We start from the raw sequence: 23,209 nt of genomic DNA, 5'->3' as shown, positions 1-23,209 counted from the left end.
GCGGCTGCCGAATGATGCAGCGCAGCGTGTCGCTGCCAGTTCAAGACGCTACCTTGCCAGCTCATTGCCCATCGCCAAGGGTTGACGGATGTTGCCGCATCGCGTCGCACTGCTTTTCAACGCCAACAAGGTCTACGACCGGCAGGTCATCGCGGGCATCGGGGAGTACCTCACCTTCACGCGGGTGAAGTGGGATCTCTTCATGGAAGAGGATTTCCGCTGCCGAACCCTGGGCATCCGCCAGTGGCGGGGCGACGGCATTATTGCCGACTTCGACGACCCGGTGGTGGCCGAAGCCGTGTCGGCGCTGCCCATTCCGGTGGTGGCCGTCGGCGGCTCGTATGCCGACGACTCGCAGTACCCCGGCGGCATTCCCTATGTGGCGACCGACAACCGCAAGCTCGTGCAGGCCGCCTATGGCCATCTGATCGAGCATGGACTGGAGCGCTTCGCCTTCTTCGGCAAGCCGCCCGAGCCCGACAACCGCTGGGCGCATGAGCGCGAGATGTGGTTCCGCCATTTGACCGCCGCGGACGGGCTGGAAGGCATCGTCTATCACGGCGCATGCACCAGCGCGGGTGGCTGGGGACGCGCGCAGCACGAAGTGGCCGAATGGATCCGCAGCCTGCCCAAGCCCATCGGCATCATCGCCGCCACCGATGCACGCGCACGGCAGCTGCTGCAGGCCTGCATCGTGGGCGATGTGCCGGTGCCGGAACAGGTCGCCATCGTGGGTATCGACAACGACCCCATCGTGCAGGTGCTGAGCTGCATCCGCCTGACCTCCGTGATGCAGGGCGCCGAGGAAATGGGCCGCACCGCCGCGCAGCTGCTGCACCAGATGCTGCATGGAGGCGACTGCTCCGGCTCGCGCGTGCTCGTGCCGCCCGCCGGCATCAACGTGCAGGCCAGCAGCCAGTACCAGTGCATCCGCAGCCCGCACGTGATGCGGGCAAGGCACTACATCCGCCAGTACGCCTGCATGGGCATCAAGGCCGAGCAGGTGGCCGGTTACGTCAACGTATCGCGCACGCTGCTGGAAGAGCACTTCAAGCGCGAGCTGAAGAAGTCCGTGCACCAGGTGATCCTGGAGCACAAGCTGGAGCGCGCGCGGCAGCTGCTGACCGACCCGTCCATGTCACTCACGGACGTAGCCGTGCGCAGCGGCTTCACCTCGTTGCAGTACATGTACGTGGTGTTCCGCCGCGAATTCGACTGCACGCCCAAGCAATACCAGGAACAGCTGAAGGCCTAGGGATGCCCTGGCCAGGGCATCCCTGGCGATCAAGCCGCAGCGTTCGTTGCCGGCATGCACGGGGAGGAACCGCACGCCGGCAACGAACGCGGACTTGCCTTCAGGGCGACGGGAACCCCTCAGAACGTGGCACGGAACACCAGCTCGTAACGCCTGTCGTTCTCGAAGATCGCTCGGGTGTACAGATGCGGATCCACCGTACCGTTGACGTAGCTGGCCGGCCCCATCAGCACGCGCGTGGTCGAGTTGGTGAGGTTGTTCATCTGCAGGCCCACCTGCATGTTCTTGTTGATGTGGTAGAACACCGAGGCGTCGAGCTGGCCGAACGCATCGTTCCACATCGGCAGGTAGGTATCGCCCGAATCTTCCGTGGTGATCAGGTAGCGGCTGCGCCACGACCAGGCCAGGCGCGCCGACCAGTTGGCGTATTCGTACATGCCGATCAGGTTGTAGCTGTTCTGCGACAGGCCGGCCATCGGCAGCGGCGGATTGGTCACGATGTAATCCGCGCCGCACGAGCCGTTGGCATGGTCCGGATCGCACGACGTGGTGCCGGCGATCTTGCTGCTGCGCAGGAAGGTGTAGTTCGCCTGCACGCCCAGGCCTTTCCACGCGCCCGGCAGGAAGTCGAAAAACTGCGAATAGCCCGCCTCGATGCCCTTCACGTTGCCGTCGCCGGCGTTCTGCGGGCCGGTGACCGCGAATTCCTGGCCGCTGATGTTTTCCGTGGTGACTTCGTTGGTGATGTAGTTCTTGATCTTCTTGTAGAACACCGTGGTGTACAGCATGCCGGTGGGCGAGAAATACCACTCCAGCGCGGTGTCGAACTGGTTGGCCTCCAGCGGCTTCAGGTTCGGGTTGCCGCCGGTGCTCGCGGTCCAGCCGGTGATGGTCGGCTGCTGGCCGGCCGGGCCGCCCCACGAGGCGCCGAGCTTCATGTACGAATTGAGCTGGTTGATGTCAGGACGCGTCATCGCCTTCGACGCGGCCAGGCGCAGCTGCAACTCGTCGGTCAGCTTGAAACGCAGGTTCAGGCTGGGAAGGAAATTGTGGTAACTGCCCTTGCCGGAGATCGGCACGTAGGCGCCACTGAACAAGGCCAGTTGCTCCGGCGTCAGGTTGGCGGTGCTGCCGCTGATGTTGCTGGCCGACGGGTATTGGATCGCGCCGTTGGCGCTCACGTCCGTCTTCACGTAACGCAGGCCGATGTTGCCGTCGAAGGGAATGCCCAGCGCGTCCTCGTTGCCGAAATACAGCGAGCCGTAGATGGCCTGCGTGTCCTCATTCTGGTGATTGTTCTCACCCGGCAGGCCCGGCACCTGCGCCTGCCAGCCACCCGCGGCCTCGATCGCATACAGCGCCTGGATCGCCTTCGTATAGTTGCTCACCAGCGCATTGCTGGGGAACCACAGCGTGGTCGGCAGTTTCGCGCCGCGATAGAAATGCGACATCGAGTACTGCTCGGACATCCAGGACGGGATCTGGGTGAACCAGTCCAGGCCCGTCGAGGTATAATTGGAGGCGCTCCAGATCTGGCTGATCGCACCCCAGTTGTAGTTGCCGTTGGTGTTGTTGCTGGACGCATCGCGATTGGTGGCGCGCACGCCGACGCGGGCGAACTGCAGCCAGCTGCTGTCCTGGAAGTTGTATTCCAGGTCCAGGCGGCCGGTGCGCTGCACGGCGTAGTCGTATTCCAGGTGGTCCATCGCTGCGCCGAGGTAATAGTTGGCCGGGTTGGCGAGGTAACTGGGGTCTGACAGCGTCAGGCTCGGCGTGCCGACCACGCTCACGTTCGCCGGCGGCATGTAGAACTGGCCGAACACCGAGAAGTCGTTCATGTCGCTGGTCGACTTCACGAACTGGAAGTCGCCACTCAGCAGGACGTGGTCGTTGATGTTGTACTTGAAACCGTTGGACCAGTCCGTGGTGCGCGTGTGCTGGTGCTGGATGCGGTTGTCGGTGTAGTAGTTCACGTAACCATCGGGGATGCCCATCGACGCATCGCCACGCCATGCGTTGGAGGCCATGGTGCCGCTCTGGAAGATGCCGTGGCTGTCGTAGTTGAACTGGGTGCCCGGCGCGGGCAGCACGTTGTTGTACGCGCTCTCGTTCGTCTGCACGTTGTGCTGGTTCCACTCCAGGTTGTAGTCGGAGCGGAAGAACTGCGAGTAGAACTCGAAATCGTTGGTGGGACGCCATTGGATGGCGCCGTACAGGCCGATGCGCCGGCGCTGCATCTGCATCTCCAGCCAGTTGATGTCGCCCGGCACGTACACCGTGCTGGTCGGCGAACCGGCCGCGATGTTCGGCGCGTAGTACGACGAGTCGGTCGCATCGGGGCGCATGACGTACGGGTTGGTCTGGATGCCGTCGTTGCGCGATGCGAGCTCCGAATAGGACACGTCGAACAGCGCGCCGAACTCGCCCAGGCTGTCGCTCTTCCAGCGGTTGCTGTAGAGGAACGAGGCGGACGGCTTGCTCTTCTTCGCCATGTCGCCTTCGTTGATGCCGGTGGAGAAGCTGATCACCTGGCCCGGGTTGTCGAACGGCATGCGCGTGCGCAGGTTCACCGTGCCGGCGATGCCGCCTTCGATGAGTTCCGCCGACGGGTTCTTGTACACGTCCACGCCGGACATCAGTTCGGCCGGCACGTCCTCGAAGCCCAGCGAACGGCCGTTGTTGGCAGAGAAGCTGTCGCGCCCGTTGAGCTGGCTGGCCACGTAGGGCAGGCCGCGGATCAGCACGCCGCTGCCTTCGGAAGAGGGATGGTCGGGGTCGTTGTCGGCCAGGAAGTGGTCGACTGTCACGCCGCTGATGCGCTGCAGGGTTTCGGTCACGCTGCGATCGGGCAAGGCCGTCATGTCCGTCGCGGTGATGGAGTCCACGATCTGGCTGGCGTTCTGCTTCAGCGACTGCGCGGACTCGAGGCTGGCGCGGATGCCGGTGACCGTCACGCCATCGAGGTTCTGGACGTCCTTCTTGCCGTCGTCCTTCTTTCCGTCCTTCTTCTTGTTGGCCGCGTCGGCCTTGCCGGCCTCCGACGGCGCCGAGGTCGTGGCGGCCGTCGCCTGGGTGCCGTCCTGCGCCAGGGCCATCGTCGGCGCGTGCATCAGCGCCAGGCCCAGGGCGACGCTCGCCGCCAATCGGTGGCGGGACAGCGAAGCGGTGAATAGCGGGTACGCCCTGCGCTGCAAATCGATCGTTTGCATCTTGCCGTTCATTCGAACTCACTCCCCCGAGCTGTGATGTCCCCGGCGGCTCACGCCGCCCGGTTCCGTTGTTGTGTCGCTACGCTGGAAGCCGTGCCTCGCAGTTCGCGAGGCGGCGCGATCCCCATCGCGCGGTCTTCGGCGTCGGCGTAGTGAATAGGACGGAGTGCGGACAAACAATTGTCAAAAAGCGGGGCGCTCTTGATGATTCTTCGTTTGCTGTCGCCGCATTTGCTGCGAACGACGCGCTTCTGGCGGCATCAATCCACACGAAGCATTGGTGAAAACACGTGGTGCGCCGCACCACATTCGTGAGCCGGGGAAGGCATGCGCTGTTCGACACTGACCGGCCCGGTCGTCAGGCGGACAACAAACGCGTGGTCCCACCCGCGTCATCGGGGACGCTTCGTTGCACTTGCCGCATGACGGCGATGGAGCGATCGCGGATGGCCACGCGACGGCATGCCGCCACGGATCATCGGCCGCGAGACTCACTGCCGCCAAAAACAACAAAGCCCCGCATGCCTGCAGGGCTTTCGTGTACGCGCAATGGTGGCTATGGCCCGACCAAGGGGCGAACGATGGGAGCGCAATTTCTGACACAGATTTGCAGCCAGCTCGTTCGTGCGGCCGTACCTGCAGTGTCCCAGCAGGATGCCGACGCGATGGCATCAGCCGCCGTTGTTCGAGGCGACTCGATGACTGTCGGCACAGTGATCATTGAGCCATATCCTGGCCTGATGACTGGTCACGGCTGCCAGATACGTCTTTCTGGTCTCTAAGAATGTCCACTCTGGGTCGAGAGCGGACCTTAGCACTGAACTTGCCGACAGCCCCCTACGAATGCTCAACGGCATTCCATCGCTTTGATGCAACGACGCACGTGGACACACTTTATTCCCTCTCCAAGACAGACTAGACCCGCATCCTCAATTCGTTCCGATGGCGTCTCGACCGAAGCCTTTCCCCATGTCGTTACATGGGACTAACACCAATACGCGCAAAGTGGCCTAGCTAGCACGGATTTCCCCTGCTGGCCCAGCCGTCATCCGGCAGACCCGCCTCGTAACATCTCCGCCTCAACGGCAGGAGCAAAGCCATGTCTAGCTCACGTCAGGATCTACGCGCTTTATTGAGCCGCTTGGATGCATCGGTTTCGATACTGCATACCAAGCACCCGCAGGACAAGGATTTCTTTGCATCTACCGACGGCATTTTTTCTGATGTCATCGCGCAATCGAGCCGTGAGGACGAGGACTGGGTGTGCGAGATGGTCGATTGGATTTGCACTCGTCACCGCATGCCATATCCGGCGGCATAGGTACCTCGAGTGACCGAGTCTTCAAGCGAAAGCAATTGACGTGACTAGGCTGGCGGCTTGGAGTCGCCCGCAGCTCTCGAAGTTTCGCATCTTCTCATTGCGGCACAGGCTCGACCGACGATGTCGAAAGTCGAGCGGCGTGTTTGTCCATGGCCGAGTACAGTCGTCCCCACCACCAAAGGCGGTCTCGCTGCCCGACGGACCGGGTCGACACGTTGACCAAGTGCTCAAGCACCAGTTGAACTGCCTCCTCAGGCGCGCCAATGACCTCGAGCCTCAGTAGCTCTGCGTCCAGAGCGATGAACTCTTCAGCAAGCTGTGTTCTCGTGAGGGCCATGCGCGCTACCGCCGTACAGCTTCCACAAGATGGCGAACAAGCCCGTGGGCGAAACGGCTTACCCGCGACGACCAGGCCTCATGCATTCTCTGCCGCATCACATACAACTCCTCGATCGATGGCGCATGCTGGTAAGCGCCTCTCCGGAATGGGCGGAAGAAATACCTGAATCTTGCGATGCCACCGAGGATCATCGACCGCCACCCCGCCTGTGGACTCGTGCAGCTTCCATCGCGGTAGCAAGCCGCTTCCTTCGGGATATCACGGGCGACGGTTGCACGTATGGTTCACTGAACATGCGATCGAGCAGATCACCGATGTATCCGGTGAACCTGGCTAGCCGAGATGAGAAGGATGGAGCGCGAGAATGACCAGCCATGAGTATCACCTTAGATTATGACGCCGCCCTCATCGGGACGGCGGCCCGCGGGCCCAAAGGCCCAGGCGGCCAGCAACAGTCGCTGCTGATCCGCCTGTGAATGTGTTCGAGACCGCCACCGCTTTCGGTCTGGGCAATAATGCGGAGATGCTCCCGCACGCGTCCCGGCAGGTTCTGTGGCGGGGACTGGCCCCACCACAAACCCTTGCTGGTTACTGCTTGGTTGGCACATTCACCATGTCGATCGCATGGATGACACCGTTACTTGACGTGATATCCGGCTTCGTGATGGTGGCCTCGTCGATGCGAAGCTTGTCGCCTTCCTTGGTGATCGTCGCCGTCTGGCCTTGCATCATCTTCGGTGTAGTGAGCTTTTCGACATCGACGACCGACGCGCGACCCGGCAGAACGTGGTACTTCAAGACAGAAATTAGTTCGGCCTTGTTCTCCGGCTTGAGCCAGTTAGTTAGCGTGTCCTTGGGCAGCTTTTCGAAGGCCTCATCCGTCGGTGCAAAGACTGTGTATGGGCCGGGACCCTTCAGCACGCTGGTGAGGTTTGCCGCTTCAAGAGCTTTGCCAAGGGTATGGAAGCTACCATCGGCTGCCGCTGTATCGACGAGGTTCTTGCCGCTAACGCGAGAAACGTTGGAATCGTTATTAGACATGGGTAATTGCCTTCATGGGAGATCCGCGAGACGGATCCAGAGCGGACGAATCCGCAACTCCGATGCAGATCGGAGAAATACTCAGATGGCGTTAGGAAGAGGACCGCGTGGCTGAGACGCCTGCCAAGGAGGAGACTTTCTATCCTGGCGCCCAGAGAGCATGCGCTTGTAGTTGTTACGTGGTGGTGACGCGGCGGCGGACCGCAAGCACCGAGAGACATACCCATGCCTGCAGCCATTTGCGACGTCGCCTGCTTGCTGTCGTGCGGGTTCGCAGCGGATCGGAGGCGGTGATTAACCTTGGCCCGCGGCCGCAGCGCACACGAAGGCGCTCGACAAACTCACGCTGCGATACCAAGGCAGGAGTACTGTCAGCCGGACTAACCCCGTGAGGGTGGGATCATGACCGACGTCGTAGGCTTGACCAGTGATGGCTACATCTACACCGCTGAGTACTCTAGTGCCGTGCGGGACAGCATACGGTGGTCGGCCTGCTTTCGCCGTCATGGGAAGGCTCGGGGCCTGCGCCATGGAAAGCTCTTCGGCATCTCTCAGCTGTCAGATGTAGACCTGCGAAGTGCCGTCAAGGACGACATTGAGGACACCTGGATTGGGGGATATTGACTCGCCAGCTAACGGCTTCACTTGCACCTGAGGCTGCTTTTCGCTCCGCCCTCAAGACGGAGGACGTCCGCATTGGGTCGATAGCGGACCTCGCAGACGGTCCAATCATATAGTCTCGTCGGCTTGTTGAAGGGCCCTATAAATTGTCGCGGGTCCAACATTGAATCGCTCGGCTAACTGGGCGACCGAGAACTTTTCTTCATGCCGAAGGGTACGGATGCGGATGCATTGCTCCTCGGTCAAAGCACGCTTCCGCCCAAATGCCACTCCCTTCTGCTTGGCCTTAGTAATTCCATCGGCCTGACGCTCGGCACGGATGTCATTCTCGAACTGCGCGAAGGCCCCTAGCAGGCTGAACATCAGTCGTCCTTCTGATGTACTGGTGTCGCGAGCCAGCCTTGATCATCGAGTCTGCTCCACGCCTTTCGCAAATGCTCTGGCTTCATCAGGGCACGCTTGCGCTCGCTCCAACTGTGAACCATCGATATTGCTTCGTCAGCACTCTTTGCCGACTGCTGCGTGGCAACCCAGTGCACGGAGCTCAGAAGCTCCAAGCCAAACGAGTCTTCGAAGCCATCGATGAGTGCAGCGACCCGCGCCATTCTCTCGTGTAATGGGGCATCCTTCTCCACAACAGCTCTGGCTTGATCGGCGGCATCGCCTAAGGTACAAAAAAACCCGCTGTGATGCGGGTTCTGAGCCTTCCTAAAGACCTTGGCGGTCGTTAAGCAACTTGAATTTGGTGGCTATGGGTGGACTCGAACCACCGACCCCAGCATTATGAGTGCTGTGCTCTAACCGGCTGAGCTACATAGCCTTGGGTGCGTCCCAGCCTAGGGGCGTTGACGTGGCGTCAATCAGGCGGGGCGCGGCAGTTTAGTCGGAGAGGCCCTCCGGTTCAAGTGTTCGGCTTGCCGCGTCTTCGTACCCTGTGATTGAATCGACCCCGGGCGGCCTTATCTGGAAATACGCGTTTCCTTCGTGCGGCCAGCCCAGGAGGCAACATGATCGACGTCGATGGCTATCGTCCGAATGTGGGCATCGTTCTGCTGAACGCGGACGGCCGACTGTTCTGGGCGCGCCGCGTCAATCGTGATGGCTGGCAGTTCCCCCAGGGCGGCATGCGCAGCGACGAGACGCCGCTGGAAGCCATGTACCGCGAGCTGGAAGAGGAAACCGGCCTGGCCCCGCACCATGTCGAGGTCATCGGCGCCACCCGCGGCTGGCTGCGCTATCGCCTGCCCAGCCGTTACGTACGCCATCACCAGCGCCCGACCTGCATCGGCCAGAAACAGGTCTGGTTCCTGTTGCGCCTGGTGGGCAACGAGCAGGACCTGCGCCTGGATGCCTGCGAGAAGCCCGAGTTCGACCATTGGCGCTGGGTGGATTTCTGGTACCCGGCCGCCCACGTGGTCAATTTCAAGCGCCAGGTCTACGAGCGCGCGCTGCGCCATTTCGCACCGCTGGTGGAATCCCTGCTCAGCCTGGAGCTGGGCCAGCTGCCTCAGCCGGATGGACAGCATCCGGGCCACTCGCCCCGGAAAGGCCGCGCCGCCGCCTGAACGGCCGGCCGATGCCCGGCAGCGGGCAATAATATTAGTTGACAATCATTCGCATTTGCGTTCCCATATGCAGCCATGTATATCTGCATGTGCAACGCCGTCACCGACGGCGACATCCGACGGGCCGCCGCCGAGGGCGTCCATCACTTCGCCGACCTGCAGGCGCGCACCGGTTGTTCCGACTGCTGCGGCTGCTGCGAGCAGGAAGCGCGCGCCACGCTGGACAAGGCCGTGCAGCAGGTACTGCTGACGATGCCGGTGGCCGTCGTCGCCTGAGTCGGACGCAGACCGCACGCACGCCGGAAACGCGCAGCCTCGGCTGCGCGTTTTTGTTTGGGCGGTCCGAAGTCATTCTCGTTCCGTCATCCGCGTCAAGGGCGACGTATAGTCGCGTGCTGTAGACGCAAGGAGACTTCTCATGAAGGGCGACGCCAAGGTCATCGAGTTCCTCAACAAGGTGCTCTACAACGAGCTGACCGCGATCAACCAGTACTGGCTGCATTACCGCATGTACAAGGACTGGGGCTACGGCGAACTGGCGGAGCACGAGCAGAAGGAATCCATCGAGGAGATGAAGCACGCCGATCACCTGATCGAGCGCATCCTGTTCCTCGATGGCCTGCCGAACCTGCAGCACCTAGGCAAGCTGCGCATCGGCGAGAATCCCGTCGAATGCCTGCAGGGCGACCTCGACCTGGAAATGGCCGCGGTGCGTGACCTGCGCGAAGCCATCGCCTACAGCGAAGGCATCGCCGACTACGTCAGCCGCGACCTGTTCAAGTCCATCCTCCATGACGAGGAAGAGCACATCGACTGGCTGGAAACCCAGTTCAGCCTGATCAAGGACATCAGCGCCGAGCGCTACCTGCAGTCCAAGATCGACAGCTGATCGGCGGGGGCCGCCAGGCCACGCTCAAAGCTGCGGCATCGTTCCTTGACGCTTTCGTCACGGCGCGGCTATACCTTGGTTTTTCCCGGGGAGGCCGCGCATGGCTTCACGCCCACCACCGCGTTTCGTCGTCCGGCCGCATGACGCGGCCGGCTGGCGGCGCCGAGCCTGGTGGCTGGGCGGCGCGTGGCTGCTCAGCCTGCTGCTGACGGGCCTCATCGTAGGGGCCGCGGTACGCCACGCCACGCCGGCCGCCGTCGAGGAACGCCAGCTCAAGGCGCTGGGCAAACAGAACGACGACCTGCTGCAACAGGTAGCCAACCTGCAGCGCGCCGACCAGGTGGCGGACATCGCCAACCAGTCGCTGCGCAAGACACTCGCCGAACGCGAGGAGGAACTCAGCGGCCTGCGCGCGGACCTGGGCTTCTATTCACGCCTCACTGGCGGCGATGCACAGCGCGAGGGGCTCAAGGTGCAGGAGGTGCGCCTGCAGCCCGTCAGCAGCTCGCACGCCTGGAACCTCACCCTGAGCCTGACCCAGAACGCCAAGCGCGGCGAAGACGTGAGCGGCAACGCCACCGTCGCCGTGGAAGGCCTGCGCGGCGACAAGGTGGTGCGGCTTGCCTGGGACGCGCTGGGCGACACCTCGCAGGCCAGCGGCATGGCGTTCCGCTTCAAATATTTTCAACAGTTGCACGCGACCATCGTGCTGCCCGCCGATTTCCGGCCGACCCGCCTGGTGATCACCGCCCAGCCGGCCGGCGATGACGCGGTCAGCCGCGCCGTGACATGGAGCGACGCCCTGTCCGGCCACCTCACACCGACCCAAGGGGAACAAGATGCTCAACCGTAAGCGCCCGGAGCGCACGCCTGCTGCCCATTCCTCCGATACCAGCCTGATCGCGCGCGGCACGGCCATTTGCGGTGACGTGCGTTTCAGCGGCACCTTGCACCTGGACGGGCAGATCGAAGGCTCGGTGCTGGCCGAAGAGGATGGCGCCGTCTTCACGCTGAGCGAGAATGGTCTCGTGAAAGGTGAGATCCGTGTGCCGCACGCCATCATCAACGGCCGCGTGCAGGGGAACATCCATGCCGGCGAGCGCCTTGAGCTGGCGCCCGAGGCGCGCATCACGGGCGACGTGCACTACCGCACGCTGGAGATGGCCGCCGGTGCCCAGGTCAACGGCCGCATGAGCCACCACGCCACCGAGCTGCCGCGTGAACTGCCGGCCCCGCTGCTGGCCGATGCGGAGCCCGTGCCGGCCTGAACGCGGTATCCTTGCGTGTGAGCCGCCTCACCCCCACCTGAGCATCATGGATACCGTCGTCCCCCTTCCCATCGTTCCCGACTATCGCAGCGCCGGCGCGCCGCTGGTCTTCACTGAAGCCGCCGCCCGCAAGGTGCATGAGCTGATCGTCGAGGAAGGCAATACGGAACTGAAACTGCGCGTGTACATCACGGGCGGCGGCTGCTCCGGCTTCCAGTATGGCTTCACGTTCGACGAGACCCAGGCGGAAGACGACTTCGCGATCGACCGCGAAGGCGTCACCCTGCTGGTCGACCCGTTGTCGCTGCAGTACCTCACCGGCGCCGAAATCGATTATTCGGAAAGCCTGAGCGGCTCGCAGTTCGTCATCCGCAACCCCAACGCCAAGACCACCTGCGGCTGCGGCTCCTCCTTCTCCACCTGAGCGCCGACGAGGCATGGACCGCACTACGACGCCGCGCCTCAACACCTTCGCGGGCCTGAGCCTCATCCTCGACCGGGTCGCCGAGAAGCGTGACGAATCGTTGTGGGTGAACGAGCACGCCGCGTCCGAACATGCCCGCTACCTGGTGCTCGATGCGCTGGGCCAGACCTACCTGCTGCCCGGCAGCGACGCGCTGCGCTGGCTGGACAGCGGCGAGCGCGAGCGCCTGCTGGGCGAGCTGAAGGCCACCTTCCTCGGCTTTGCCGGCGAACGGCCGCATTTCCTGCTTGCCGTCGACAACAGCGAGCAGGCCAGTGGGCTTGAAACGACGCTCGGCGCGCGGCGTGCCGGCCTGCGCGACGTGGGCCTGCTGCTTGCCGCCGACGAAGCGGGCCTGTTCGCCTATGCCAAGGGGCTTGCCCACTGGCAGCGCGAAACCCGCTACTGCGCCTACTGTGGTTCGCCACTGATCCTGGTCGCTTCCGGCCATCGCGCGCAGTGCACCAACGACCAGTGCGGCCGCATGCATTTTCCGCGCACGGACGCCGCCGTCATCGTCATCGTGGAACACGAAGGCGCCTGCCTGCTCGGCCGCCAGGCCGGCTGGCCGAAGGGCCGCTATTCCACCCTGGCCGGTTTCGTGGAACCCGGCGAGGCGCTGGAAGACGCGGTGCGCCGCGAAGTCGCCGAGGAATCGGGCGTCATCGTCGGCGAGGTGCACTACCACTCCTCCCAACCCTGGCCCCTGCCGCAATCGCTGATGGTGGGCTTCACCGCCAAGGCCGTTTCGCGCGAGATCCGCCTGCGCGACCGCGAACTGGAAGAAGCCCGCTGGTTCACCCCGCAGGACATCGCGAACGGTCTCGCCGACGGCAGCTTCCTGCCTTCGCTGCCGCTGTCGGTGTCCTACCGGCTGCTGGAGCACTGGCTGAAGCAACGCGCGGGGCTGGACCTGGATGCGCTGGTGGCGCAGTACCGGCGCTGAGCGCGTATCCGCCCCTGTAGGAGCGCACCCAGTGCGCGATCGCGGAATGGGCTTGCCTGCGAAAACCGGTCATCGAGTTGAGTCCCCATTCCGCGGTCGCGCACTGGGTGCGCTCCTACAAGGGGGCAGGCGCGGTCGCGCTGGCTGCTGGCCGTCATACCCATGACCTACAATGCGGCCAACGACCGGAGACCGTTTCATGGCTGTCAGCCTGCTCACCGCCCTCATCGCACTCGGACTGGTGCATATCGCGCCGCAGCTGGCGCACTGGCGCGGTGACGGTGGCTTCCGCCGCTGGGTAGCGCAGCTGGGCGACACCAGCGGCCCGGCCCGCGCGACGGTGACGCTCGGCGTGCCGGTGGTGCTGTGCCTGCTGGTGGTGTGGCTGATCAGCCTGATGCCCGCCAGCGAATTGCTGCGCCTGATCTTCTCGTTGGTCGTGCTGCTGTATTGCTTTGGCCCGCATGCGTTCGAAGCGGACCTGGAAGCCATTATCAAGGCGCCCGACCAGCCCTCCCGCGAGGCCGCCGCGCAAGCGCTCTCCGACGATGGCGAGGCGGTGGCTTGGAACGCCGTCGCGCTCGGCGAAGCCACGGCCTATGCCGCGTTGCGTCGCCGCTTCGGCGTGCTGCTGTGGTTCTTCGTGCTGGGGCCGGCAGGCGCGTTGCTGTACCGCCTCGCCCAGACCTTGGGGCGCGATCCCAGCCTGCGGGTGGATGCGGCCGCGCAGCGTGCCGCGCGTACGTTCGCCAACATCGCCGACTGGCTGCCGGCGCAGCTGATGGTGTTCACCCTGGCGCTGGTCGGCCACTGGGATGCGGTGATCGGCGCCTGGAAGCATTGGCACCAGCAGCAGGTGCCGAGCAGCTGGTACGTCGAAGGCCCGGGCTTCCTCGGCGCCGCCGCGCGTGCCGACGTGCAGGTCGACATCGAAGCGGGCGACGGCTACGCCGAAGAACGCACCGACACCGTCGGCGAACTGATCCGCCTCCGCGGGGCGCTGCTGCGCGCCTTGCTCGCCTGGCTGAGCGTGGTGGCGCTGATCGTGTTGGCGGGCTGGATGGCCTGACGATGCATCGACGCTGTGGGAGCGCACCCTGTGCGCGACCGCGAAGCAGCGTCGTTACCGCTCCGTAGGCTTGTCGCGCACAGGGTGCGCTCCCACAAACAGACAGGAAACGCTCAGGCGAAATCCCCGCGCAGTTCGCGCACACGCGCCTCCAGCGTCGCCATGCGCGCATCCGGCGGTGCGATCGGCGCGCCGGCCACCAGCTCCACCCTCGCGCGGAAACGTCGCGGCAATCGCGCGCGGTGCAGCATCGAATCGCGACGACTCCACACGCTGCCCCACAAGCCGCGCAGCGCCAGCGGCACGACCGGCACCGGCCTGCGTTCGAGAATGCGCGCGACACCCGGGCGGAATGGTGCGATATCGCCATCGCGCGTCAGGCCGCCCTCGGGAAAGATGCACACCAGCTCGCCATCGGCGAGCGCGGCATCCACCTCGTCGTACGCTCGCTGCAACACCACGGGATCTTCCTTCTGGCCGGCGATAGGAATCGCCTTGGCGGTGTGGAACACGAAGTTCAGCACCGGGATGTTGAAGATCTTGTAGTACATGACGAAACGGGCGGGACGCCGCAGGTTGGCCATCAGCACCAGTGGATCCATGAAGCTGACGTGGTTGCACACCAGCAACGCCGGGCCTTCTTCGGGAATCTGCTCCAACCCGTCCACGCGCACGCGATACAGCGTGCTCACCAGCACCCAGGTGATGAAGCGCATGAGGAATTCGGGCACCAGCGTGAAGATGTAGACCGCGACGGCCACGTTGAGCACGGCCGCCGCGAGGAAGATCTGCACGGCGGTGAGGCCAAGCGCTCCAAGCGCCAGCCCGAACCCGGCGGCAAGGCAGATCAGCAGCGCGTTCAGGATGTTGTTGCCCGCGATCACGCGCGACAGTCGCTCGCGCGGCGTGCGTGCCTGCACATATGCGAACAGCGGCACCACGTAGAAGCCGCTGAACACGCCGATCAGCGTGAGATCCAGCACCACGCGCCAACTGCCGGCGCTGCGCAGGAAACCCAGCCAATCCAGGCCGTGCACGCTCGACAGATGCGGATGCGCGAAATACAGGTCCACGCCGAATGCCGTGAGGCCGAAGGCGCCCAGCGGCACCAGGCCCACTTCGACGCGACGTCCCGACATGCGCTCGCACAGCAGGGCGCCCACGCCGGTGCCCAGCGAGAACAAGGTCAGCACCAGGGTGTTCACCGAACCGTCGCCGCCCAGGTTCATGCGCGTGTAGTTCGGCAGCTGCGCGACCAGCACGGTGCCGAAGAACCAGAACCACGAAATGCCGAGCACCGCGTTGAACACCTTGCGGTCTTCGCGCGTGATGCCCAGCACGCGCGCCGTCTCGGTAAGCGGATTCCAGTTGAACACCAGGTCCGGCGCCGTGGCAGGCGCGGGCGGAATGCGGCGGCTGGCGAGATAGCCCAGCACGGCGACACCTATCGTGACGGAAGACGCCGCCACCGGCCCGTAGCCCGCGATGAGCATCAGCGAGTTGCCGGCGATCATGCCGATCAGCATCGAGAGCTGCGTGCCCATCTCCACCAGGCCGTTGCCGCCCACCAGCTCCTCGGGTTTCAGCGCCTGCGGCAGGATCGCGTACTTGATCGGACCGAAGGTGGTGGAATGCAGGCCCATCAAGAACAGCACGGCCAGCAGCAGCGTCGTGTGGTGCGTGTAGAAGCCGATCGCCGCGATCAGCATCGCGGCGATCTCGAACAGCTTCACATAGCGGATGATGCGCGACTTCTCGTACTTCTCCGCCAGCTGGCCGGCGGTGGCCGAGAACAGGAAGTAGGGCAGGATGAACAGGGCGGGCGCCAGATTGGTGTAGAGCGATACCGTGTGGTCGTCCAGCCCCATCTGGAACGCCACCAGCATGACCATCGCGTTGCGGAAAGCGTTGTCGTTGAACGCACCCAGCGCCTGCGTCCAGAAGAACGGGGCGAAACGGCGGCTTCCCAGCAGTTGGAACTGGCTCATGCGATTCCCTGGCGTGACGGCGCCGCAAGCCTAGCGCGAAACCAAGGCGCGCATCATCACGGATGCGGCATCCCGGTGATTGGCAAACACGGCAGTTTTCAATCGCGCCATCAGCCCGTTCAATCCACCGCACCCCGGGCGATGCGTGGGCCTCGCCAAGGGCTCGGCGAGGCCCATGCCGGGCCACGCTGGATACGTGCGTTGCGTTACCCCCATCCCAAGGAGAAACGACATGGCAAACCCCGCGAAGAACACGGTATGTCTCTGGTTCAATGGCGACGCCGAGGACGCGGCGCGCTTTTACGCCAAGACCTTTCCCGACTCATCCGTTGACGCGGTGCACCGCGCGCCGGGCGACTATCCTTCAGGACACCAGGGCGACGTGCTCACCGTCGAATTCACCGTGATGGGCATTCCCTGCATCGGGCTCAACGGCGGACCCATGTTCAAGCACAGCGAAGCCTTCTCGTTCCAGGTGGCCACGCAGGACCAGGCCGAAACGGATCGCTACTGGAACGCCATCGTCGGCAACGGCGGCCAGGAGAGCGATTGCGGCTGGTGCAAGGACAAGTGGGGCTTGTCGTGGCAGATCACGCCGGTCGCCCTGATCAAGGCGTTCACCGATCCTGATCGCGAGGCCGCCAAGCGCGCCTTCGATGCCATGATGACGATGAAGAAGATCGACATCGCCACCATCGAGGCGGCGCATCGCGGCTGACGACGCGTCGTCATCGACACGGGATTCCGGCGGCATGGCATCGACGAATGGACGCCAGCATGAACGGTCGTTCTGGCGTGGCGTGCTGTTCGCCACGCTGGCTTCGCCGTTGGCCCTGATCGTGCTCGTGCTCGTGCTCGTGCTGATGATGGCGCCACGCATCGCCTCACTAGGCCATCTGCTTGGAGGCATGGCCGTCATCGCCGTGGTGACCCTGACGGCAAGCCGGTTGGCATCTGCCGGGCAGACCTTGCTGATAGCCTGCACCGGCCTGGTCGCCGGCATCGCCTTTTGCGCCGGGGCCAAGGTGGTGCATCGCGTGCCTGTCCGACGCTCGCCGAACGAGACGGGCCGTGGCGGGAATCCGGCTTCGTAAGAGGCGGCCCATGCTTTCACGAACGGCATCCTGCGCCTGCGGCCAGCTGCGCATCGAGGTCAACGGCGAGCCGCGCGGCATTGGCCTCTGCCATTGCCTGGCCTGCCAGCAACGCACCGGCAGCGTGTTTGCGGCGCTGGCGAGTTTCGCGGCGCCGTTCCGCATCACGGGCATGGCCACCGACTATGTACGCACGGGTGACCAGGGCGCGCGATTCCGGTTTCGGTTCTGCCCGATATGCGCAACCACGGTGTTCCATACCGAGGAAGGCGAAGAAGGGCGCGTGAGCGTCGCCGTGGGAGCATTCGCGGATCCGGCATTTCCCGCGCCCACGGTTTCCGTCTACGACTGCAGGCGTCATCCATGGGTGACGCTGCCGCCCGGCATCGCGGCATTCGACAAGGATCCTCCCTAGGCCATGGCCGCGAGCGCCGCGGTCATGACATGCGCTTGCGCGGGGCCTGCACCCGTCATGATCACGCACGCATCAGGCGGCGGACACGTGGCCATGACCGGCCGCGCGCTAGTGATGAAGGGTCTTTCCTCGAGCCGTACACCCATGGCAAAACGTACTCGCCACCCGCGCTCCCCGCGCGGCAAGCGCCGCTGGTCCAAGCACGTCATGGAGACCAGCGACGCGCTCGACCTGAAATCGGGCATGTTCACCAAGCACGACCCCACCGACATCGCCAAGTCGCTCAAGGCCTCGGCCGAGCACAGCCGGCGCAGAAAGTCGTCGCCGTTCCGCTCGGCCATGTCGATGCTCAACTTCTACATCAACCGCGGCGGCCGCCAGTTGCCTGCGCAGCAGAAGAAGCATCTTGAAGACGCCAAGGATGAGCTGCGCGTGCTGTTCGGCCGTCCCCGGCGGCGCGCCACGCGTCGTCGCAAGAAGCGCGCGTGAGGCCTATCCTGTCGAAATCGGGCCTGCCGATTCGTCGCAGGAATGAGTCCACCACGATAGCGAGCAGGCCATGTCGAAACTCCGCGTCCAGAGCTTTGCCCTTTCCCTCGACGGCTACGGCGCCGGCCCCCGCCAGGACCTGGAAAACCCGTTGGGCGTCGGCGGCCCGGAACTCATGGAATGGTTCTTCCCCACGCGGCTGTGGCAGTCGATGTATGGCGAAGGCGGCGGCGAAACCGGTGTCGACAACACCCTGGCCGAAGCGGGTTTCAAGAACGTCGGCGCATGGATACTCGGACGCAACATGTTCGGCCCGGTGCGCGGCCCCTGGCCGGATGAGAGCTGGCGCGGCTGGTGGGGTGAAGAACCGCCGTACCACGTGCCGGTGTTCGTGCTCACGCACCACCCACGGCCACCGCTGCCGATGGCGGGCGGCACGACGTTCCATTTCGTCACCGGCGGCATTCATGCCGCGCTGGCACAGGCCAAAGCCGCCGCAGGCGGTCTCGATGTGCGCCTCGGCGGTGGCGTGGCCACGGTGCGCCAATACCTGCAGGAGCGACTGATCGACGAGCTGCACCTGGCCGTTCGTCCGGTGCTGCTGGGCTCGGGCGAGAACCTCTTCCAGGACCTCGACCTGCGTGCGCTCGGTTACGAATGCCATCACCACATGCAGGGTGAGCGGGCGCTGCATGCGTTCCTGCGCAAGCGGTCCTGAAGCGCGTGTGTTCCACATCCGTGTCGATTCGCGGCCCGACCGTTCGTCGTTGACATGCCAGCACAGCAAACGCTGCTGGTTATCGAAACCCTCTGGAGAAAAGCATCATGGCCGGCAACACCGTCAAGCTTCACCGCGTACTGCGTACCACGCCCGAAAAGATCTATCGCGCCTTCACGGACGTCGATGCCATGGCGCGGTGGCTGCCGCCGAACGGCTTCACGGGCAAGGTGCACCAGATGGACGCCAAGGTCGGCGGCGGCTACCGCATGTCGTTCACCAACTTCAGCACCGGACACAGCCACGCGTTTGGCGGCACGTACCATGAGCTCGTGCCGGGCGAGCGCATCCGTTATTCGGCGAGCTTCGACGATCCAAACCTGCCGGGCGAGATGCAGACCACCATCACGCTGCGCAAGGTGTCCTGCGGCACCGAATTGACCGTCGTGCAGGAGGGCATTCCGGAGGTGATTCCGGTCGATGGCTGCTACCTCGGCTGGCAGGAATCGCTGCTGCACCTGGCCGCGCTGGTCGAACCGGAGATCCCGGGCTGAGCGATGCCTGGCCGTATGCCATCATGCCCCTCCACCCGCACAAGGACTTGTCATGTGGACGCATGAAGAAAGCATCGAGATCCGCGCCACGCCGGCGCGCGTCTGGGAACTGTTCGCCGACGTGGCGGGCTGGAAGGCCTGGAACGCCGGCATCGATCGCATCGAGTTGCACGGCGCCTTTGCCACCGGCTCGACCTTCACCATGCAGCCACCCGGCGCGGACGCCTTCGTCAGCACGCTCGTCGATGTCCGCGCGCGCGAAGGCTTCACCGATGAGACGGTGATCGACGGCACCCGCGTGATCGTCGAGCACCGCATCCACCCGATGGCGTCGGGCGACGTGCGCGTCACCTACAGCACCCGCATCACCGGTCCGTCGGCCGAGGCGTTCGGCCCGATGGTGACGGGCGATTTCGGTGAAGTGCTGCGCGCGCTGAAGGTGGTGGCGAAGCGGCGCTGAAGAGATCAATGCACTCATGCGGTGTCGCGACGACACGGCCTCTTTGCAGCACTCCGAGCGCTTCCATAAAAAAAGCCCCGGCATGGCGGCCGGGGCTTTTTTCCTGAAGGGTGGCGTCGCGCGTCAGCCGCGATGCAGCGCACGATGGGCGATATCGCGCCGGCAGAACGCACCTTCGTAATGGATCTTGCCGACCGCCGCGTAGGCATGTTCGCGTGCCGCGGCGATGTCCTTGCCGAGTGCACAGACGGTCAGCACGCGGCCGCCCGCCGTCACGACCTTGCCGTTGGCATCGAGCTGCGTGCCCGCGTGGAACACTTTCACGTCCGCACCGAAATCGCCGTCCAGCCCGGTGATGACGTCGCCGTTGCGCACCTTGCCAGGGTAGCCGCCCGCCGCCATCACCACGCCGAGCGACGGACGCGAATCCCATTGCGCATGGGTGTGGTGCAGTTCGCCGTCGAGCGCGGCTTCGATCAGGTCGACCAGGTCGGACTTCAGGCGCAGCATGATCGGCTGCGTTTCCGGATCGCCGAAGCGCACGTTGAATTCGATCACCTTCGGCGTGCCGCTCTTGTCGATCATCAGGCCCGCGTAGAGGAAGCCGATGAAGGGGGCGCCTTCCATCGCCATGCCGTGCAGCGTCGGCTCGATCACTTCCTTGAGGATGCGCTTCTCCACCTCGGGCGTCACCACCGGCGCGGGGGAGTAGGCACCCATGCCGCCCGTGTTCGGACCGAGGTCGCCTTCGTCACGGCGCTTGTGGTCCTGGCTGCTCGCCATGGGCAGCGCATGCTGGCCATCGCTCATCACGATGTAGCTGGCTTCCTCGCCGTCGAGGAATTCCTCGATCACCACGCGCGCGGACGCATCGCCGAACTGGTGCGCGCCGAGCATGTCGCGCAATGCCTGCTCCGCGTCGGCCAGGGTAAGCGCAACCACCACGCCCTTGCCCGCTGCCAGGCCATCCGCCTTGATGACGATCGGCGCGCCGTGCTGGCGCACATAGGCCAGCGCCGGATTGAGCTCGGTGAACACCGCGTAGCGCGCGGTGGGAATGTTGTGGCGTAGCAGGAAATCCTTGGCGAACGCCTTGGAACCCTCCAGCTGCGCGGCGACCGCACGCGGACCGAAGCAGCGCAGGCCCGCCGCACGGAACCTGTCGACCAGGCCCGCCACCAGCGGCACCTCGGGACCGACCACGGTCAGCGCGATCTTCTCGGCCTTCGCCAGCTTGAGCAGGCCATCGATGTCGGTAACCGCCACATTCGCGTTGCGCAGCCCCTTCTCGCGCGCCGTACCGGCATTGCCCGGCGCAACGATCACCTCGCTCACCCGCGGCGACTGCTTGAGCTTCCACGCCAGCGCATGCTCGCGCCCGCCGCTGCCGATAACCAGGACTTTCATGGGGACTCCAACTGCGAAAGAAGGCGCCATGGCCGGCGCAGCCCGTCATTGTAGTGGCTGGGGTGGCTTTGCGCAGCGCAGCAAGGGGGAGGGGGAGGGAGTCAGGTGGGGGTTGGTGAGCGCGAGCGCGGATCGCGCACTGGGTGCGCTCCTACAGAGGTAGGCAGGAATTTCGCGAGCCCCGCCCCTCACCCCAGCCCTCTCCTCGCTCCTCAAAGCCGCGGCCATCCATGGCCGCTCCCCGCGTGCCCCGGAGGGGAGAGGGAGAAAGGGGGCGGCAGCCCATAGGCTTCATCACGGCTCAGCGAAGTGGCTTTAAGTCCTCTTCGCGTCGGCGCGTGGCGGTGTAGCCGCGCCGTTCGAGCTAGTAACGAGCGCATCACGGCTGGCCTCGGTCGTCCGACGCTCCTATCCCCCATATCGCTGTGAGCCTTGGCTCTCAAGGCCATTTTCTTGGGTTACTTTTCTTTTGGGCAAGCAAAAGAAAAGTGACTCGGCGGCCGGCAGGACGTCGAAACGCCCGCTGCGTAAGCGGCAACCTCGCGGTAGCGGGGCTACCGAAGGCGATAACCCAATCTCAAAAAACAACCATGCAGCCCGCCGCGAAAGGATGTCGCGCACAGGGTGCGCTCCTACAAAGGGGGCGTGGTCAGTACAAGGGGGCGTGGTCAGTGCAAGGGGTGTTGGTCAGCCAGGAGGGAAGCTACAGCAGCGCCAACAGCGCTGCCCTGGGCAACTTCCCCGTCTCATTCCGCGGCAACCCATCCACCAACTTCAACGGCCGCGGCAGAAACACCGGGTCGATCGCCTGGCGCAGGCCATCGAGGATGGACTGCTCGTGCATGCCCGGCGCCACCGCCAGCGCCGCGATGCGCTGCACGCCCAGCGCGTCGCCGCCGTCGAGCTGGAACACCACGCCATCCTTCACGCCAGGGACAGCCAGCAGGCGGCGCGTGAGGTCGCCGAGGGAGGCGCGCTTGCCGGCGATCTCCAGCAGGTCGGAATGACGGCCGCACAGGCGGAAGCGCTGACCGCCGTCATGCAGGGTGACGATGTCGGCCAGGGTCATCGGCTCATCCAGCTGCGGCGCGCGCACCTGGGTGCCATCGGGCTGCGGGTGCAGGTGCACGCCCTCGAACAAGGTCCACGGCTCGTCGGCCGCGGCACGACGGCTGGCGAACACGCAGGTTTCCGTGGAGCCGAACACTTCCAGCAGCGGCGCGCCGTAGCGCTGCTCGGCCGCCTGGGCCAGCTCCACGGGCATCGGCGCCGTGGCCGATACCATGGCGGCGATCGGCGGCAAGGCCACGCCGGATTCGATCAGCGCACGCAGATGCACCGGCGTGGTCACCAGCACGCGCGGCGCGGGAACCTCGGCAAGGGCGGCTGCGACATCGGCCGGAAAGAGCGGGCGTCCCGCATGCACGCTGAGATCGCCCAGCAGCGGCAGCACCACCGACATCTCCATGCCGTACATGTGCTGCGGCGGCACCGTGGCCACCACGTGGAAGCCCTTGCCCACGGCGGCATGCAGCATGCGCAGGTTGCCGGCGTTGCTGGCGTGGAAGCTGCCCCAGGTCTTGGCATTGCCCTTGGGCACGCCGGTGGAACCGGAGGTGTAGCCGATCGCCACCACCTGGTCGGCCGGCAGCGCGAGCCAGGCGCAGTCGTCGTCCGTTTCGGGCGTGACCGACAGCGCCGGAAGATGGCGGTAGTGCGGCGGGGGATGGTCCAGCGCCAACTCCCCCACGGCGTAGCAGCCCGGATGTGCCGCCATCACTTCGGCCACCGCCTGCGGCGCGCGGGAGGAGGGCAGCAGGTTGGCCTGGCCGCGCAGCGCGATGGCGCAGAAGGCGACCAGGAAGGCGTAGCGGTCTTCGCACAGGTTCACCGCCGTGGCGGCCGGCGGGAGCTGGGCCGCGATGGCCTGCACGTGGGCCATGAATCGCGCGGCGCTGACCGCTGCGCCCTGGCGCCAGGCCACGGTGCGGTCCGGGTGGCCGGCGACCAGCAAGGGCAGGCCATTGGCCGCCTGGTCCCGCTGGAAGCTTTCGAAAACGATGGCCAAGCTCATCTCCCAAACACTGCCATGACACC

At 64.8% G+C, this 23,209-nt stretch carries 23 protein-coding genes and 1 tRNA gene; 17 read left to right on the top strand and 7 right to left on the bottom strand.

Annotated elements, in window-relative coordinates:
• Positions 1 to 88 precede the first annotated feature (88 nt).
• Complete coding sequence (locus JMF82_RS00375) at positions 89 to 1,255, top strand: DNA-binding transcriptional regulator (RefSeq protein ID WP_201312552.1); 1,167 nt, start codon at positions 89 to 91, stop codon at positions 1,253 to 1,255.
• A 119-nt stretch (positions 1,256 to 1,374) separates the two neighbouring features.
• On the opposite strand, the gene JMF82_RS00370 is transcribed toward JMF82_RS00375, so the two are convergent.
• The gene (locus JMF82_RS00370) at positions 1,375 to 4,464 is read right to left on the bottom strand and encodes a TonB-dependent receptor (RefSeq protein ID WP_236585214.1); all 3,090 of its coding nucleotides are present in this window, start codon (positions 4,462 to 4,464) and stop codon (positions 1,375 to 1,377) included.
• Positions 4,465 to 5,563: 1,099 nt separating this feature from the next.
• On the opposite strand from JMF82_RS00370, the gene JMF82_RS00365 reads away from it, so the two are divergent.
• Positions 5,564 to 5,785: a hypothetical protein gene (locus tag JMF82_RS00365; RefSeq protein ID WP_201312551.1), complete on the top strand. Its 222-nt coding sequence runs from the start codon at positions 5,564 to 5,566 to the stop codon at positions 5,783 to 5,785.
• Positions 5,786 to 6,713: 928 nt separating this feature from the next.
• Here JMF82_RS00365 and JMF82_RS00360 read toward each other — a convergent pair.
• The 3 genes from JMF82_RS00360 to JMF82_RS00350 all read right to left on the bottom strand — a co-directional run bounded on the left by JMF82_RS00360 (position 6,714) and on the right by JMF82_RS00350 (position 8,607).
• Positions 6,714 to 7,166: a fasciclin domain-containing protein gene (locus JMF82_RS00360; RefSeq protein ID WP_201312550.1), complete on the bottom strand. Its 453-nt coding sequence runs from the start codon at positions 7,164 to 7,166 to the stop codon at positions 6,714 to 6,716.
• Between the two features lie 729 nt (positions 7,167 to 7,895).
• Entirely contained in the window at positions 7,896 to 8,186 is a 291-nt protein-coding gene (locus JMF82_RS00355; RefSeq protein WP_255559913.1) for a helix-turn-helix domain-containing protein, read from the bottom strand.
• A gap of 344 nt (positions 8,187 to 8,530) precedes the next feature.
• Positions 8,531 to 8,607, bottom strand: a tRNA-Met gene (locus JMF82_RS00350).
• Between the two features lie 187 nt (positions 8,608 to 8,794).
• Between JMF82_RS00350 and JMF82_RS00345 the strand changes: the two genes are divergently transcribed.
• The 8 genes from JMF82_RS00345 to JMF82_RS00310 all read left to right on the top strand — a co-directional run bounded on the left by JMF82_RS00345 (position 8,795) and on the right by JMF82_RS00310 (position 13,987).
• The gene (locus JMF82_RS00345) at positions 8,795 to 9,352 is read left to right on the top strand and encodes an RNA pyrophosphohydrolase (protein ID WP_201312549.1); all 558 of its coding nucleotides are present in this window, start codon (positions 8,795 to 8,797) and stop codon (positions 9,350 to 9,352) included.
• A 75-nt stretch (positions 9,353 to 9,427) separates the two neighbouring features.
• On the top strand, positions 9,428 to 9,628 hold the full coding sequence (locus tag JMF82_RS00340; protein WP_201312548.1) for a (2Fe-2S)-binding protein: 201 nt from the start codon (positions 9,428 to 9,430) through the stop codon (positions 9,626 to 9,628).
• Positions 9,629 to 9,770: 142 nt separating this feature from the next.
• The gene (gene bfr, locus JMF82_RS00335; RefSeq protein ID WP_201312547.1) at positions 9,771 to 10,241 is read left to right on the top strand and encodes a bacterioferritin; all 471 of its coding nucleotides are present in this window, start codon (positions 9,771 to 9,773) and stop codon (positions 10,239 to 10,241) included.
• Between the two features lie 100 nt (positions 10,242 to 10,341).
• On the top strand, positions 10,342 to 11,094 hold the full coding sequence (locus JMF82_RS00330; protein ID WP_201312546.1) for a DUF6776 family protein: 753 nt from the start codon (positions 10,342 to 10,344) through the stop codon (positions 11,092 to 11,094).
• Positions 11,081 to 11,509 carry a polymer-forming cytoskeletal protein gene (locus JMF82_RS00325; RefSeq protein ID WP_201312545.1) on the top strand — a complete coding sequence of 143 codons (429 nt, stop codon included), beginning with the start codon at positions 11,081 to 11,083 and terminating at the stop codon, positions 11,507 to 11,509. Before JMF82_RS00330 ends, JMF82_RS00325 begins: the two co-directional genes overlap by 14 nt.
• 46 nt (positions 11,510 to 11,555) lie before the next feature.
• Positions 11,556 to 11,933, top strand: coding sequence for an iron-sulfur cluster insertion protein ErpA (gene erpA, locus JMF82_RS00320; protein WP_201312544.1), 378 nt, complete (start codon positions 11,556 to 11,558; stop codon positions 11,931 to 11,933).
• 13 nt (positions 11,934 to 11,946) lie between these two features.
• Positions 11,947 to 12,918 carry an NAD(+) diphosphatase gene (nudC, locus tag JMF82_RS00315; RefSeq protein WP_201312543.1) on the top strand — a complete coding sequence of 324 codons (972 nt, stop codon included), beginning with the start codon at positions 11,947 to 11,949 and terminating at the stop codon, positions 12,916 to 12,918.
• A 199-nt stretch (positions 12,919 to 13,117) separates the two neighbouring features.
• Positions 13,118 to 13,987, top strand: coding sequence for a regulatory signaling modulator protein AmpE (locus JMF82_RS00310; protein WP_201312542.1), 870 nt, complete (start codon positions 13,118 to 13,120; stop codon positions 13,985 to 13,987).
• A gap of 113 nt (positions 13,988 to 14,100) precedes the next feature.
• On the opposite strand, the gene JMF82_RS00305 is transcribed toward JMF82_RS00310, so the two are convergent.
• Positions 14,101 to 15,975, bottom strand: a complete 1,875-nt coding sequence (locus JMF82_RS00305; protein ID WP_201312541.1) for an MFS transporter — start codon at positions 15,973 to 15,975, stop codon at positions 14,101 to 14,103.
• A gap of 232 nt (positions 15,976 to 16,207) precedes the next feature.
• On the opposite strand from JMF82_RS00305, the gene JMF82_RS00300 reads away from it, so the two are divergent.
• From JMF82_RS00300 to JMF82_RS00270, 7 genes are all read left to right on the top strand, one after another.
• A complete protein-coding gene (locus tag JMF82_RS00300; RefSeq protein ID WP_201312540.1) occupies positions 16,208 to 16,693 on the top strand; it encodes a VOC family protein in 486 nt (161 codons plus the stop codon).
• A 34-nt stretch (positions 16,694 to 16,727) separates the two neighbouring features.
• A complete protein-coding gene (locus JMF82_RS00295; RefSeq protein WP_201312539.1) occupies positions 16,728 to 17,069 on the top strand; it encodes a hypothetical protein in 342 nt (113 codons plus the stop codon).
• Positions 17,070 to 17,079: 10 nt separating this feature from the next.
• Positions 17,080 to 17,484, top strand: coding sequence for a GFA family protein (locus JMF82_RS00290; RefSeq protein ID WP_201312538.1), 405 nt, complete (start codon positions 17,080 to 17,082; stop codon positions 17,482 to 17,484).
• A gap of 144 nt (positions 17,485 to 17,628) precedes the next feature.
• Entirely contained in the window at positions 17,629 to 17,973 is a 345-nt protein-coding gene (locus JMF82_RS00285; protein WP_201312537.1) for a DUF3175 domain-containing protein, read from the top strand.
• Positions 17,974 to 18,043: 70 nt separating this feature from the next.
• Positions 18,044 to 18,691: a dihydrofolate reductase family protein gene (locus JMF82_RS00280; protein ID WP_201312536.1), complete on the top strand. Its 648-nt coding sequence runs from the start codon at positions 18,044 to 18,046 to the stop codon at positions 18,689 to 18,691.
• A 107-nt stretch (positions 18,692 to 18,798) separates the two neighbouring features.
• Positions 18,799 to 19,245 carry an SRPBCC family protein gene (locus JMF82_RS00275; RefSeq protein WP_201312535.1) on the top strand — a complete coding sequence of 149 codons (447 nt, stop codon included), beginning with the start codon at positions 18,799 to 18,801 and terminating at the stop codon, positions 19,243 to 19,245.
• Between the two features lie 52 nt (positions 19,246 to 19,297).
• Positions 19,298 to 19,705: an SRPBCC family protein gene (locus tag JMF82_RS00270; RefSeq protein ID WP_201312534.1), complete on the top strand. Its 408-nt coding sequence runs from the start codon at positions 19,298 to 19,300 to the stop codon at positions 19,703 to 19,705.
• A 123-nt stretch (positions 19,706 to 19,828) separates the two neighbouring features.
• Here JMF82_RS00270 and purD read toward each other — a convergent pair whose 3' ends face one another.
• The gene (purD, locus tag JMF82_RS00265) at positions 19,829 to 21,112 is read right to left on the bottom strand and encodes a phosphoribosylamine--glycine ligase (RefSeq protein ID WP_201312533.1); all 1,284 of its coding nucleotides are present in this window, start codon (positions 21,110 to 21,112) and stop codon (positions 19,829 to 19,831) included.
• Positions 21,113 to 21,815: 703 nt separating this feature from the next.
• Entirely contained in the window at positions 21,816 to 23,180 is a 1,365-nt protein-coding gene (locus JMF82_RS00260; protein WP_201312532.1) for an AMP-binding protein, read from the bottom strand.
• Between the last annotated feature and the right edge of the window lie 29 nt (positions 23,181 to 23,209).

Source organism: Dyella sp. EPa41, assembly GCF_016586165.1.
Lineage (GTDB): Bacteria > Pseudomonadota > Gammaproteobacteria > Xanthomonadales > Rhodanobacteraceae > Dyella.
The sequence above is the reverse complement of the archived record's forward strand: the minus strand, read 5'-3'. Positions and strand labels throughout refer to the sequence as shown.

Bases quoted from the DNA above. Each gene is read 5' to 3' on its own strand.
- nudC (WP_201312543.1), top strand. From the start codon at position 11,947: ATGGACCGCACTACGACGCCGCGCCTCAACACCTTCGCGGGCCTGAGC.
- JMF82_RS00270 (WP_201312534.1), top strand. From the start codon at position 19,298: ATGTGGACGCATGAAGAAAGCATCGAGATCCGCGCCACGCCGGCGCGC.
- purD (WP_201312533.1), bottom strand. From the start codon at position 21,112: ATGAAAGTCCTGGTTATCGGCAGCGGCGGGCGCGAGCATGCGCTGGCG.
- JMF82_RS00375 (WP_201312552.1), top strand. From the start codon at position 89: ATGTTGCCGCATCGCGTCGCACTGCTTTTCAACGCCAACAAGGTCTAC.
- JMF82_RS00340 (WP_201312548.1), top strand. From the start codon at position 9,428: ATGTATATCTGCATGTGCAACGCCGTCACCGACGGCGACATCCGACGG.
- JMF82_RS00280 (WP_201312536.1), top strand. From the start codon at position 18,044: ATGTCGAAACTCCGCGTCCAGAGCTTTGCCCTTTCCCTCGACGGCTAC.
- JMF82_RS00275 (WP_201312535.1), top strand. From the start codon at position 18,799: ATGGCCGGCAACACCGTCAAGCTTCACCGCGTACTGCGTACCACGCCC.
- JMF82_RS00285 (WP_201312537.1), top strand. From the start codon at position 17,629: ATGGCAAAACGTACTCGCCACCCGCGCTCCCCGCGCGGCAAGCGCCGC.
- JMF82_RS00360 (WP_201312550.1), bottom strand. From the start codon at position 7,166: ATGTCTAATAACGATTCCAACGTTTCTCGCGTTAGCGGCAAGAACCTC.
- JMF82_RS00325 (WP_201312545.1), top strand. From the start codon at position 11,081: ATGCTCAACCGTAAGCGCCCGGAGCGCACGCCTGCTGCCCATTCCTCC.
- JMF82_RS00295 (WP_201312539.1), top strand. From the start codon at position 16,728: ATGGCATCGACGAATGGACGCCAGCATGAACGGTCGTTCTGGCGTGGC.
- JMF82_RS00370 (WP_236585214.1), bottom strand. From the start codon at position 4,464: ATGCAAACGATCGATTTGCAGCGCAGGGCGTACCCGCTATTCACCGCT.
- JMF82_RS00310 (WP_201312542.1), top strand. From the start codon at position 13,118: ATGGCTGTCAGCCTGCTCACCGCCCTCATCGCACTCGGACTGGTGCAT.
- erpA (WP_201312544.1), top strand. From the start codon at position 11,556: ATGGATACCGTCGTCCCCCTTCCCATCGTTCCCGACTATCGCAGCGCC.
- JMF82_RS00300 (WP_201312540.1), top strand. From the start codon at position 16,208: ATGGCAAACCCCGCGAAGAACACGGTATGTCTCTGGTTCAATGGCGAC.
- JMF82_RS00365 (WP_201312551.1), top strand. From the start codon at position 5,564: ATGTCTAGCTCACGTCAGGATCTACGCGCTTTATTGAGCCGCTTGGAT.
- JMF82_RS00330 (WP_201312546.1), top strand. From the start codon at position 10,342: ATGGCTTCACGCCCACCACCGCGTTTCGTCGTCCGGCCGCATGACGCG.
- bfr (WP_201312547.1), top strand. From the start codon at position 9,771: ATGAAGGGCGACGCCAAGGTCATCGAGTTCCTCAACAAGGTGCTCTAC.
- JMF82_RS00345 (WP_201312549.1), top strand. From the start codon at position 8,795: ATGATCGACGTCGATGGCTATCGTCCGAATGTGGGCATCGTTCTGCTG.
- JMF82_RS00305 (WP_201312541.1), bottom strand. From the start codon at position 15,975: ATGAGCCAGTTCCAACTGCTGGGAAGCCGCCGTTTCGCCCCGTTCTTC.
- JMF82_RS00290 (WP_201312538.1), top strand. From the start codon at position 17,080: ATGCTTTCACGAACGGCATCCTGCGCCTGCGGCCAGCTGCGCATCGAG.